The sequence below is a fragment of the Nocardia cyriacigeorgica genome, from assembly GCF_010868145.1.
Lineage (GTDB): Bacteria > Actinomycetota > Actinomycetes > Mycobacteriales > Mycobacteriaceae > Nocardia > Nocardia cyriacigeorgica_D.
This window is the reverse complement of the sequence record NZ_JAAGUY010000010.1, coordinates 75,950-88,348: the sequence shown is the minus strand read 5'-3', so window position 1 is coordinate 88,348 and position 12,399 is coordinate 75,950. Positions and strand designations below refer to the sequence as shown.

The window sequence follows — 12,399 nt, the reverse complement described above, 5'->3', positions numbered from 1 at the left end:
CCAGGCGCCGCCCCCCAGCGCCCGCCCGGACGTCTCCTGTTCCCCTCCTGATCGAATCATGCCGCAGCCCGCCGCATCCGACTCGACCCGAAGCACCCCACACAGCGAATCGAACCTGCTGGTCGGCGGAACTGCCACGGTGATCGCCCTGTTGGCGATGCTCATCGCCCTCTTCACCGGCGATCGCACACCGACCACGCCCCCACCGGAGGTCGACCCTCCTCCCGCCGCCGCCACGCAGGCACCCGCCCCGGAGCCCCCGCCCGTGGCCGCATCGGGCCGGATGATCGCCGTCGGCAGAGTCGCCGCCACCGACGGCAGCACACTGCAGGTAGAAAGTCTCTTCGGCACGAAAACCACCGTCCACACCACCCCCACCACCAAGGTCCAGGTCCTCTTCGGTTCCCGCGTCGCCGACATCTCGCAGGGCGCCGTCGTCGCGGCCTACGGGACGAAACACCCCGACGGTTCTCTCACCGCCACGTTCATCGCCGGCGCCGGACTCGACTTCACCCGGTGACCGTTGTCCCGCCGTCCGGGACAGCGGTCACGGCGTGCCGTTAGCGGCCGGGGCACCGATGAGTTCAGTGGGCCGGAGGGGTCGGCGGTTGCACCAGCTTCACTTCCCAGTTCACCCGTCTGCGGTTCCTCGAGAACTATGACGCCGGGTTCGTGATCGTCACCCAGGGACCGATGGATGAGGCGCTCGCCTACGAGCGGCGGATTGGCGCCACCGCTCGAGCGCCCTCTACCGGAGGTGGACAGGGGCAGCGTAGATTGCTAGGACGCTGCTCGGGCCGTTTTCCGCCACGAAGGGATCGCCGTCATGAGCGTGTCGTTCCGGTTTCGGCGGCACCGCAGAGCGTGTGCGGTGCTTGCGATCGTGCTTGCATTCACCATCGCCGCGTGTGGCACGGACCGGGACACCGGGTCGAGTACGACCACGCCAGCCGACAGTCCCGAAGCCGCGAAGATCATCGACATCGTGCGCGACGAGATGACCGAACTCGACCTCAGCTCCGCGGTGTTCGGTGTGTGGCGCGGTGACGAACAGATCGCCCTCGGTGCGCTCGGCGATTCACCGCTCGGCATGCCCGCGACCGCCGACATGCGACTGCGCGTCGGCCAGCCGATGGAACCAATGCTGTCGACGGTGTTATGGCGCCTCGACGGCGAGGGTGTGCTGCCGCTCGACGAACCGATCGCTCGCTGGCTGCCCGAATTCCCCCGCGCCGACGCGATCACCCCGCGCATGCTCGCCGACAGCACCTCCGGCATCTCCGACTATGTGACCGAGCCCGAGTTCCTGAGGATCTTCGGCGACAACCCCTTCCGCACCTGGACGGCCGACGAACTGATCGCCCGCGCCAACGCCCGACCGCCCCTGTTCCCGCCGGGCACCAGCTTCGCCTACGCGCACAGCGATCTGGTGGTGCTCGGCGAGGTGCTGCAGAAGGCGACCGGTAAACCGTTGGGCGAGTTGATCACCGAACACATCCTCGACCCGCTCGGCATGCGCGCGACCGAGGTGGTGCTCGACCCGCAGATCGATAGCCCGATCCTGCACGGCTACACCAACGAACGAAACGTGTTCGAGGACTCGACATTCTGGAACCCGACCGCATTCCTGCACAGCGGCAACATGAACTCCACCGTCGCCGATGTCGGCCGCTGGGTGCGCGCACTCGGCACCGGTGAACTGCTGACCCCCGACCAGTTCCAGCGGATGATGGAGCCCTCGACCGCCGGCCTCGGCCCGCTCACCCCCGAGAAGTACTTCGCCTTCGGCGTGGTCCACCTGGGCGATTGGCTGTTCATGAACCCCGCCTACGGCGGCTACAACGGCGTCGCCTACTACGACACCAAGACCGCAACCACCGTCGTCGCCTACGTAACCCTCGGCCCCACTTCCGACGCCGACCGCAACAACGCCATCGACATCGGCAGACAAATCGGCGCCCTACTCGTCCCCGACCGCCCACCGACAGCTCCATGAGCAGCGAATAGTTGCCGCCGAGCGTGCCGCTCATTGCCGATCAACGACGACGCGGGTCCTACCGGGCTGCGCAGAGTCGTTTACGCGACAGTTACGGCGACGTGCCACTGCTCGCGATGGCGTTCCGGAACGTGCGGTTCAGTCGGCGGCCCAACCGCTCCAGCCGGACCACATCTCGATCTTTCCGGCTGGGACATCTGCCCATTTCGGGAGCGGTTCACAGCTGCGGAGCCATTCCGCCGGGATCACCTCGATGCCGAGGCGGGCGGCGAGAACGCCGCCGACGATGGCGCAGGTTGTGTCCACGTCGTCGGAGGCCAGCGCGGTGGCCCACAGCGCCTCGGCGAAATCGTAGGGATACTTCGCGACTACCCACAGGCAGAGCGGTACGGTATCCGGCGCGGAAACTTCGCGCCCGGTGCCGAGTGTGGCTGCCGCACTTCGAGAATCAGCGAGATGCAGCAGCCCCGCAGCGGTCTCGATGCCGTCGCGGACCAGACCCGGCGGCGTGTACTCGGCGACCGCGGCCAGCAGGTCGGCGCCGCGCAGATCGAGGGCGGCGGCCACCGCCACCGCGATCGCACCCGCCACACCCTCGGGGTGGGTGTGGGTGACCTCCGCCGACAGCGCGGCCTCATGCGCGACCCGATCGAGGTCACCGGCGAAGAACGCGCCCAGTGGTGCGACCCGCATGGCGCCGCCGTTGCCCCAGGATCCGTGCCCGTCGAAAGCGGCACCGGCCAGCTGGCGCCAGTCACCGTTCTCCTGGCGGATCAGGCGCAGCATGCGGTTCACCCCGGCGCCGTAGCCGCGATCGAAATCGTGGTGCCTGGCGAAGGACGCGGCCAGCGCATCCTGGTCGATGCGCTGGCGTCGGTCCAGCACCGCGTACACCGAACACGCCATCTCGGTGTCGTCGGTCCAGAACCACGGCGCGCGCGGCAGGGTGCGGGTGTGCAGGCCCCCGAAGTTGCCGGGGACGAAGAAAGATGAGCCGAATCCGTCGCCGACGGCCACGCCGTGCAGCGACGCGACGGCACGGGTGCGGCGGTCGGCGTTCATGGGTCTGATCTTGCCGAACCACAGGCTACTTCGAAAACCGTCAGGTGGTCACCTTGGTCCACCTGAATCAACCGGTGCGGCGAAATCGTGAGCGAAAATGTGGGCACGACGGACCGGTCGCGCGGGTACGACGACCCCACCCGCCGATCCGGTTCAGGCGATCTCCTGTGGGGCCGGTGTCGTTGAGGTGCTTGTCGACGGTTGGCTGGAGCTGAACGAGGATCATCCAGTTGCCCGAGTTCTTGAACACTCAGCTCCACCAAAAAGGCGAGTGCTCTGCCGAGCACTCGCCTCCGGTTGGTGGAGCTGCCGGGAATCGAACCCGGGTCCTCCGTCGTGTCTTCAGGGCTTCTCCGTGTGCAGTTCGCTGTGTCTCTACTCGGATCTCTCAGTCACGCGAACAAGCCGAGATGACGATCCCAGTCGCTGTGAGTTGTCCCGTTCCACTCCGCGACCGAGTAGAACGGTGAGCCCTCTAGCTGATGCCGGCACCGGGACCGAGGGCGATATCCCGGGCCGACAGAGACGCTTCGCTTAGGCAGCGAGAGCGTACTCGCGCTGATGAGAATCGGCGCTTAATTGGTTGCAACGACGCTTACGGTGGTCTCTTGCCTGCACCGACACGCTTCCCCTGAATCAACGTACGCAGTCGAAACCGTTCAGCCCCGTACGTCCCGGCACCTTGCCGGGCTAGTCATGTTAACACCTCACCGATCGGTGTTCATTCCCATTTTCCGGCGCCTCGCGGGGCCGATCAACGGCTCATCCCCTTGACCCGGCGGCCGAGCTCACGGGTGACTTCGCGCTCCGCGGTGCGGCGGGCGAGGTCCTGGCGTTTGTCGTAGTCCTGCTTACCTCGGGCCAAGGCGAGTTCGACCTTCACCTTGCCGTCGGAGAAGTACATCGACAGCGGCACCAGCGTCTGGTTGCCTTCGCGTGATTTGCCGACCAGTCGTTCGATCTCACGCTTGTGCAGCAACAGTTTGCGCACCCGCCGCGGCGAGTGGTTGGTCCAGGTGCCGTGGCTGAACTCCGGGATGTGCAGGCCGCGCAACCACACTTCGCCGTTGTCGACCGTGGCGAAGGCGTCGACCAGCGATGCCTTGCCCTCGCGCAGGCTCTTGACCTCGGTACCGACCAGCGCGATCCCGGCCTCGTACACATCGAGGATCGTGTAGTTGTGCCGCGCTTTGCGGTTGGTCGCGATGACCTTGCGCCCCTTCTCCTTCATAACGACAACCTTAAAGCGATAGCGCAACCGGATTATTCCCAGGTCGATACGGTACAGACGGCGAGGCAGGCCCCGGGAACCGGAGCCTGCCCCACGCGTGCCGAGGTTACTTCTGCAGAACTCGTTCGGGCTGCTTCGCCGGATCGGCGACGAGATCGGCGGCGTCCGCGTTCGCCTCCTCGCAATCGCGCATCGGGTCCAGCGCGGGATCGATATCGATCGTGGTGCGCAATGGACGGTTCGGCAGGAGCAGGGTTGCGACCAGGGCGACCACGGTGGCGAACGCGGCGATCAGGAAGATGCGCCCCGTCGCGTCGCCGTAGGCGGTGCGCACGATCATCGCGATCGGCTCGGGTAGCGCGCCGAGATCGAGGTTGCTGCCGCCGGAGGACGTCGGATGCAAGCCCAGTTTCGCGAACCCTTCGGCCGACAGGTCGCCCACCCGGGTGGCCAGCACCGAACCGAGCACCGACACACCGATCGCGCCGCCGAAGGTCCGGAAGAAGGCAACGGCACTCGATGCGGAACCGATGTTGTGCACGCTGACTGTGTTCTGCACGGCGAGCACCAGGTTCTGCATCAGACTGCCGACGCCGAGGCCGACGATCGTGATGTAGACGGCGACCAGCCACAGGTTCGTCGCGTGATCGAGTGTGGACAGCAGCCCGAAGCCTGCCACCAGCACCAGCGCACCCCCGACGACGAAGCCCTTCCACTTACCGAACCGGGTGATCAGCTGGCCGGAGCCGACCGACGCGATCAGCATGCCCGCGACCATTGGGATGGTCAGCATGCCAGCCACGGTCGGCGAGTAGCCGCGCGCGGTCTGGAAGTACTGACCGAGGAAGGTGGTCGCACCGAACATCCCGACGCCGACGGCGATAGAGGCGATGATGGCCAGACCGGTGGTGCGTTCGGTGACGATCGGCAGCGGAATGATCGGCGACTTCGCCTTCGACTCGACCCAGACGGTGGCGGCCAGCAGCAACACACCGACACCGACGTAGATCGCCGATTCGCGGGAGAACCAGTCGTAGTAGTCGGCCTTGCCCGCGAAGGACACCCAGATCAGCAGGATCGACACTCCAGCGGTCAAGAGCACGGCGCCGAGCCAGTCGATGGACACGTCGTCCTTGCGTTCGGTCGGCAGGCGCAGGGTGCGGTGCAGCAGGGCGAGCGCGATGACGGCCAGCGGCACGCAGACGAAGAAGCACCAGCGCCAGCCGAGCGGGCTGTCGACGATCACGCCGCCGAGGATGGGGCCACCCGACATCGACACCGCCATGACCGCTCCCATGTACCCGGAGTACCGGCCACGTTCGCGGGGCGCGACGATGCTGCCGATGATGGCCTGCACGAGCGCGGTCAGGCCGCCCATACCGATGCCCTGGACGACGCGTGCCGCCAGCAGCAGATCCACATTGTGGGCGAAACCGGCGAGCACGGAGCCCGCCACGAAGATGACAATGGATACCTGGACCAGCGTCTTCTTGTTGAACAGGTCGGCGAGCTTGCCCCAGATCGGGGTGGAGGCCGCGGTGGCCAGCAGCGCGGCGGTGATGACCCAGGCGTACGCGGTCTGGGAGCCCTGCAGGTCACCGATGATGGTCGGCAGCGCGGTCGCCACGATCGTCGTGCTGAGCAGCGCCGTGAACAGCGCCGCCAGCAGGCCGGTCATTGCTTCGAGGACTTCGCGATGGGTCATCGCGTATGGGTCCCGCTGGGTCACCGCCTCGGTTGATTCAGACATCTACTTCCTGACTCTCTTGGATAACCGGCCTGTCGGCCATGGTGTGCTGGACGCGCGCGACCAGCGCGTTTCTGAGTTTTTCGATGGCAGCGCACGCCTGTGCGGCCTCGCTCTCGTCCCAGTCGGCAAGGACCGCCTGCAGACGACGAGCCCGCGAGGCACGCACGCGCCGCAGCAGATCGTGGCCTTCTTCGGTCACCTCGAGCAGGGTGGCGCGCCCGTCTTTCGGGTCCGCCCGCCTGCTGATGTATCCCGCCGTGACGAGCTCGGTGACCTGGCGACTCAACGCCGAGGGGCTGATGCACAGATGCGAGGCCAGGTCGACCTGACGAATGAGGCCCGCGCCCTCCAGCACCACCAGGACGCCGATGGCGCCAGAGAGCAGCTGCCCTTCCTCTGGATGAGCGATGGCCGCGCGGATCGCGCGGCCCATGAGGTAGAGCTCCCTGGTCAGGTCCTGGGCGGTATCGGGTGACACTGCCATGTCGGACTCCCAACACGAGAATGATTGCTTGCGGTAAGCAACTTTATATTAGTTGCTTTCGCTAATCAACTAATCTCGGGGCACGCTGGATCACATTTCGCGTCGGTACGCCGATTCAGCTCGGGCGCAGTGTCACGTAGAGCACGAGAAGCGCGACGAACACGATGGTCAGCGCGATCGTGGAGACCCGCGGCCATCCGGGGTGGCGGCGTGGTTCGAGACGGCGGCGACCCAACCAGACGGTCTCGACGGCGGGGTCGTGGCGACGATGCGTCGCGGGCGCCGCATCTGGCGCTTCGGAGTTCGACGAGCCGCCCGAGACCTCGCCGTTTTCGGTGCCGTCACCGGATGCCATGGCGTGCACGGTAACCCCCACGCGCGCGGTGCGCCGGAATTCAGGGCAGAGGCGGCGCGTCCGCAGACCAGGCCGAGGCTGGTTCTCGCCCGCTGAGCCGACCCAGGCGGTGTCAGAGAATGACTGAGGCCGTCAGGCGATCCGGCGGCGGAACTCCTCGGTGGATGCGCCGGAAGCCGGGTCGACCGTGTGCACCCGCAGACCGACTGAGCTCGGCGCCAGGTCGAGGACCATGAAACCCAACTGGTGGAAACTCTGGAACTGCGCGCTGTGGGCCGTGTCCGGCAGGGCCCGAGGCTGTGCACCGACGGTCTTGGCCGCGGCGCCGGAGACGATCTGGCGGGTGCCCTTCATCTCGGGTTTTTGTTCCAAGACCTGTAGCGAATGATCATGACCGGACAGGATCAGGTGGCAGCGGCCGATCACATGATCGTCGAAGAACCGCTTCACATGCACGCCGTTGATCGGCTCGATGGGCAGCCCCTCGTAATGTCCGGCATCACCGTGCGGCCCGTTGTTCAGGTACGGGTGGTGGGTGCAGGCGATCTTCCAGGTGGCCGGCGATTCCGCGATGGCACGGTCGAGCCAGGCACGCTGCTCGTTCATGAACTGGCCATCGACGGCCCAGTACGGCGCGAACAGGGGTGGCAGGTAGGCCGCGAGCGGGTTGACGTCGAGCACGAAGAACTCGACCACCGGATTGTGTTCGGGCACGCGCACCGAGTAGTAGCGGCTCGGCATCCACCACCGCGGGGAGTTCGCGTGATAGCGCACCTCGTGATCGCCGCGTAGCAGCCAGCCGCCGTCGCCGGGTAGGACCGAGCTGTTGTCGTGATTGCCGAGGACCATCGCCCACGGGAAATCCAGCCCGGTATTGGGGTTTTCGAACTTCTCGGCGAACTGCGGATCCCCGTCGCCGTTCGGGCCGCTTTCGTAGATATTGTCGCCGAGCCCGAGCGCCATGCCGAAGGGTTCGCGACGGTGGAATGCGCGGATGGCGTCGGCGACTGCCCATTGGGACCGCGTGCCGGTGCCGGCGTCCCCGGTGACGACCACCCGGACACGGTCGCCGCCGGACGGGAAGGCGAACTTGGTGAGGCCCTCCGCCACGGGTACGGCCTGGGCGGGGCTGAGCCCTACCAGAGTAAGCCCGGCAGCCGCAGCGGCCGCACCGGTCAGTAGCTCTCGCCGCCCGATGCCGGGTGAGCTGCCGTTATCGGGCCGATCGCCGTGGTCACGCATGTTTCCGCCTCCGGGTGCCGACCCGCTCATGCTGTGCCTCCGTCTACTGTCCGCTGGATCCGTGGCTTGGTCCGATGAAGCTCCGCCAGTCATCCTGGACTACACGACCCGGCCGGTCGATCTGAGGGGTCGAGATTTCACATTCCTGTCGCAGTTGACTACATCGCTGAGCATCAACGCGCTTCCCGATGCGACGCGGGCCGACCCCGATGACAGGCCCGGGACAACCGCGCTCACTGCGCCGCTAGAACCTCGAGCACCTGCTCGCCGTATTTGGCGAGCTTGTTCTCACCCACTCCCCCGACGGCGCCGAGACCGGTCAGATCGGCCGGTTTGCGGGCCGCGATATCGCGCAGGGTGGCGTCGTGGAAGACGACATAGGCGGGCACGCCCTGCTCCTTGGCGGTGGCGGCCCGCCATTCCCGCAGCTTCTCGAACAACGCGACATCGCCGGGCGCGAGATCGGCGGGCGGATTCTTCGCTGACTTCGCCGAGCGCGCTCGGGTGGGCTCCGCCCGCTCGGGTTCGCGGCGCATCAGCACCTTCTGGCCGTCGAACAGCACGCCGTCACCGGCCTCGGTGAGTGTGAGCACGCCGTACTCGCCGTGCACCGCCAGCAGGCCTTGGGCCAGCGACTGTCGCACCACACCGCGCCATTCGACATCGCGCAGGTCGGTACCGACACCGAACACGGAGAGCTCGTGGTGGTCGTGCTGGAGCACCTTCGGGTTCTTCTTACCGAGCAGGATGTCGATCAGATGGCCCGCGCCGAAACTCTGCCCGCGCTCACGTTTCAACCGCAGCACCGTCGACAACAGCTTCTGCGCCGCGACGGTGCCGTCCCAGGATTCGGGCGGCGTCAGACAGGTGTCGCAGTTGCCGCAGGGTTCTCCACGCTGCCCGAAATAGGCGAGTAGCTGGGTGCGCCGGCAGCTCACCGTCTCGCACAGCGCCAGCATCGCGTCCAGATGCAGTTGCAGCTGCCTGCGATGGGCTGCGTCGCCGTCGGAGGCATCGATGAGTTTGCGCTGCTGCACCACGTCGTTGAGGCCGTAGACCATCCACGCAGTGGAGGGCTGCCCGTCGCGGCCCGCGCGGCCGGTTTCCTGGTAGTAGCCCTCGACCGATTTGGGCAGGTCGAGGTGGGCGACGAACCGGACGTCCGGCTTGTCGATCCCCATCCCGAAAGCAATGGTGGCGACCACAACGAGTCCGTCTTCGCGCAGGAACCGCGACTGGTTCTCGGCGCGAGTGCGGTTGTCGAGGCCCGCGTGGTATGGCACTGCCCGGATGCCGTTCTCGGTGAGGAAGGCCGCGGTCTTCTCCACCGAATTACGGGACAGGCAGTAGACGATGCCCGCGTCACCGGCGTGTTCGGTGCGGATGAAATCAAGCAGCTGACGGTCGGGCCGGTTCTTGGGCTCGATGCGGTACTGGATGTTGGGGCGGTCGAAGCTCGCCACGAATCGGCGGGCCCCGCCCAGATCGAGCCGCTCGATGATCTCATCGCGGGTCTTCTCGGTGGCGGTAGCGGTGAGCGCGATGCGCGGGACATCCGGCCAACGCTCGTGCACAAGCGACAACGCCAGGTAGTCGGGGCGGAAGTCATGACCCCATTGCGATACACAGTGCGCCTCATCGATGGCGAACAGCGCGATGCGGCCGCGGTCGAGCAACCTGGCGGTGGATTCCAGGCGCAGCCGTTCCGGCGCCAGGTACAGCAGGTCGAGCTCGCCCGCGATGTACTGTGCCTCCACCATGCGGCGCTCGTCCGGGTTCTGGGTCGAATTGAGGAATCCGGCCCGCACACCGAGGGCGCTCAGCGCATCGACCTGGTCCTGCATGAGCGCGATCAGCGGCGACACCACGACACCGACGCCCGGACGCACCAGCGCGGGCACCTGATAGCACAGCGATTTCCCACCGCCGGTCGGCATCAGAACCAGGGCGTCACCGCCGCCCACCACGTGGTCGACGATGCCTTGCTGATCGCCACGGAAACTGTCGTAGCCGAACACCCGGCGTAGAACCTGTTGTGCCGCATCGGGTTCGGCACCGATGACGGTGTGGTCTACGGCGGTGGGGGTGTCGGGTGCTTCCACGCGGCCCATCCTACGAGGACAGCCCGACAGTCGCGGGTCGCCTCCGAGGCGACCTGGGCCGGAATCGGAAGTTGCGCACATGTGGACAACGTCGCTCCTGGAGCGTCACGCCTCCTGCCACAAACAACCGTCGTTATCCGGGCATTCTCGACATATGCGCAGCTCAGGAGGTCTCACGCCTTTCGTATGAGCACCCTCGAGCCGATACCGACGTACCGTATTCGGCGCCGGGCACCCACGATCGGCGGCTGTTAGGTTGTCCGACATGACATTCGGGATGGGGAGAACCCGCACCTGGTCGGCGTTGCTCGCCATCACGGTGGCGACAGGGCTCGCGACCGCGGGCCCTGCACACGCGCAGACGTTTCCGACGATGTGCGCGCAGGGATGGGAGGCCACCACCCTCGTCGAGGGCGTCGGCAATCTGGAGAACCTGGACTCCGACGGCGCGGGCGGGTTCTACGTCACCGGCATCGTCGATGGCTACCTCGCCCATATATCAGCCGACGGCAGGTTCGAGAAGCTGGTGACCGGGCTCGACAAACCCGCGGGCGTACGGATCGCCGGGCGTTCGGTGTACTTCCTGACCGGCGACGGGCTCGACGCCGCGCCGGGCACCTTGCAGCGCTACGACATCGACACCGGCGCCACCACAGTCCTGCTCACTGATCTCAACGGACCCAATGGCCTGCTACTGCTCCCCGACGGCGACCTACTGTTCACCAATATCGGCGCGCAGGGCACACCCACCGGCATCTCCCGCTACCGGCCCTCGACCGGTGAGTACACCAAGACCTGGTCGCCCCTGCCGCTGACCAACGGCCTGGCACTGGCGCCGGATGGCACGTCGATCTTCACCGACAACCTGACCATGCGCATCTTCCGCATCCCGCTCGACGCACCTGCCAAGGCCACCGTGGTGGCAGGCATCCCCGACCTGATCTCGATGCCCGACGATATGGAAGCCACTCGCGACGGCGACCTCTTCGTCGCCGACCACGCAGTCGGCGCCATCTATCGCGTCGACACCGCCACCGGTTCCAGCTGCGCCATCATCTCTGGCCTCATCAAACGCCCCGACCCGATCCGCGTCCCACCCGACGGGACCACTTCGGTCCGCATCGCCCGCGACGGCACCTCCTGGTCACTGTTCATCACCAGCATGGACGGCACCCTCCGCCGCCTACGCCCACCCGCGGACGTCGACCTCACCCCCGCCGACCCCACCAAGCGGTAGGGCCGACGCCGTTGATTCGCCGGTAGGTCAGGGGCGCAGGCGGTCGAGGATCTGTTGGTGCAGGTGTCCGTTGGTGGCGACTGCGTCCCCGCCGTGCGGACCGGACTTGCCGTCGAGGGAGGTGAAGGCGCCACCGGCCTCACGGACCAGGATGTCGAGGGCGGCCAGGTCCCACAGGGAGACCTCGGGTTCGGTGGCGATATCCACCGCACCCTCGGCGACCAGGCAATAGTTGAGGAAGTCGCCGTAGCCGCGCACGCGCCACACCTCGTCGGTGACGTCGATGAATTTTTCCCGCATGCCACGGTCGCGCCAGCCGGACAGGCTGGAGAAGGCCAGGCTGGCCGAGTCCAGCTCGGCGACGGCAGACACGGTGATCGGCTTAGGCGCGCCGGGATGGAAGCTGGACCAGGCGCCCGAACCCGTGGCAGCCCACCACCGCCGCGCCAATGCCGGTGCACTCACCACACCGACCACCGGCACACCGTCTTCGAGCAATGCGATGAGCGTCGCCCACACCGGGACGCGGCGCACAAAGTTCTTGGTGCCGTCGATCGGGTCGATCACCCACTGTCTGCCGGTGAACTCGGCGTCGCCGCCGAACTCCTCCCCCAGCACCGAATCCTGTGGCCGCTCATGTTCGAGCATCTGCCGGATCCGCCGCTCCACCGCCAGGTCCGCATCCGACACTGGCGTCAGATCCGGTTTGGCATCGACCTTCAGGTCGAGCGCACCGAAACGTTCCTTGGTGATCGCATCGGCGGCATCGGCGAGTCGCAGGGCCAGTTCGAGATCGGAAGTGTGCGCAGCCACCTCAAAACCTTATCCGTTGTTTCATCCTCGCCCGGCACTGCGGCGACGCCACCGGCGATGTAGGCCACCCTGCCTCGCGCCGACATGGCGACCCGACGGACACCGGCCGTCGGAGCCGCATCCTTGT

Annotated in this window: 11 protein-coding genes, 1 other RNA gene and 1 pseudogene; 4 read left to right on the top strand and 9 right to left on the bottom strand. The window is 66.7% G+C overall.

The window, feature by feature from the left end; all coding sequences use genetic code 11:
• The first annotated feature begins 58 nt into the window (after positions 1-58).
• The 3 genes and pseudogenes from GV792_RS14405 to GV792_RS14395 all read left to right on the top strand — a co-directional run bounded on the left by GV792_RS14405 (position 59) and on the right by GV792_RS14395 (position 1,996).
• Positions 59-520 (top strand): DUF5666 domain-containing protein, encoded by a 462-nt coding sequence (locus GV792_RS14405; RefSeq protein WP_163824602.1) that lies wholly within the window; start codon positions 59-61, stop codon positions 518-520.
• Between the two features lie 83 nt (positions 521-603).
• Positions 604-729: pseudogene (locus GV792_RS14400) on the top strand (DUF899 domain-containing protein); the annotation flags it as partial.
• Between the two features lie 97 nt (positions 730-826).
• On the top strand, positions 827-1,996 hold the full coding sequence (locus GV792_RS14395) for a serine hydrolase domain-containing protein (RefSeq protein WP_163824601.1): 1,170 nt from the start codon (positions 827-829) through the stop codon (positions 1,994-1,996).
• Between the two features lie 138 nt (positions 1,997-2,134).
• On the opposite strand, the gene GV792_RS14390 is transcribed toward GV792_RS14395, so the two are convergent.
• From GV792_RS14390 to recQ, 8 genes are all read right to left on the bottom strand, one after another.
• On the bottom strand, positions 2,135-3,058 hold the full coding sequence (locus GV792_RS14390; RefSeq protein ID WP_163824600.1) for an ADP-ribosylglycohydrolase family protein: 924 nt from the start codon (positions 3,056-3,058) through the stop codon (positions 2,135-2,137).
• Between the two features lie 298 nt (positions 3,059-3,356).
• Positions 3,357-3,725: a transfer-messenger RNA gene (ssrA, locus tag GV792_RS14385) on the bottom strand.
• 87 nt (positions 3,726-3,812) lie between these two features.
• Positions 3,813-4,289 carry an SsrA-binding protein SmpB gene (gene smpB / locus GV792_RS14380; RefSeq protein WP_036538887.1) on the bottom strand — a complete coding sequence of 159 codons (477 nt, stop codon included), beginning with the start codon at positions 4,287-4,289 and terminating at the stop codon, positions 3,813-3,815.
• Positions 4,290-4,395: 106 nt separating this feature from the next.
• Positions 4,396-6,039, bottom strand: a complete 1,644-nt coding sequence (locus GV792_RS14375; protein WP_256673820.1) for an MDR family MFS transporter — start codon at positions 6,037-6,039, stop codon at positions 4,396-4,398.
• On the bottom strand, positions 6,032-6,523 hold the full coding sequence (locus GV792_RS14370) for a MarR family winged helix-turn-helix transcriptional regulator (RefSeq protein ID WP_163824599.1): 492 nt from the start codon (positions 6,521-6,523) through the stop codon (positions 6,032-6,034). Before GV792_RS14370 ends, GV792_RS14375 begins: the two co-directional genes overlap by 8 nt.
• 115 nt (positions 6,524-6,638) lie before the next feature.
• Positions 6,639-6,878, bottom strand: coding sequence for a hypothetical protein (locus GV792_RS14365; protein WP_163824598.1), 240 nt, complete (start codon positions 6,876-6,878; stop codon positions 6,639-6,641).
• 132 nt (positions 6,879-7,010) lie between these two features.
• Positions 7,011-8,120: a metallophosphoesterase gene (locus GV792_RS14360; protein WP_163824597.1), complete on the bottom strand. Its 1,110-nt coding sequence runs from the start codon at positions 8,118-8,120 to the stop codon at positions 7,011-7,013.
• Positions 8,121-8,353: 233 nt separating this feature from the next.
• A complete protein-coding gene (recQ, locus tag GV792_RS14355) occupies positions 8,354-10,231 on the bottom strand; it encodes a DNA helicase RecQ (RefSeq protein ID WP_218581199.1) in 1,878 nt (625 codons plus the stop codon).
• A 256-nt stretch (positions 10,232-10,487) separates the two neighbouring features.
• On the opposite strand from recQ, the gene GV792_RS14350 reads away from it, so the two are divergent.
• Positions 10,488-11,459, top strand: coding sequence for an SMP-30/gluconolactonase/LRE family protein (locus GV792_RS14350; RefSeq protein ID WP_163824596.1), 972 nt, complete (start codon positions 10,488-10,490; stop codon positions 11,457-11,459).
• 27 nt (positions 11,460-11,486) lie between these two features.
• Here the strand turns inward: GV792_RS14350 and hisN are convergent, their stop codons facing one another.
• Complete coding sequence (gene hisN / locus GV792_RS14345; protein ID WP_163824595.1) at positions 11,487-12,272, bottom strand: histidinol-phosphatase; 786 nt, start codon at positions 12,270-12,272, stop codon at positions 11,487-11,489.
• Between the last annotated feature and the right edge of the window lie 127 nt (positions 12,273-12,399).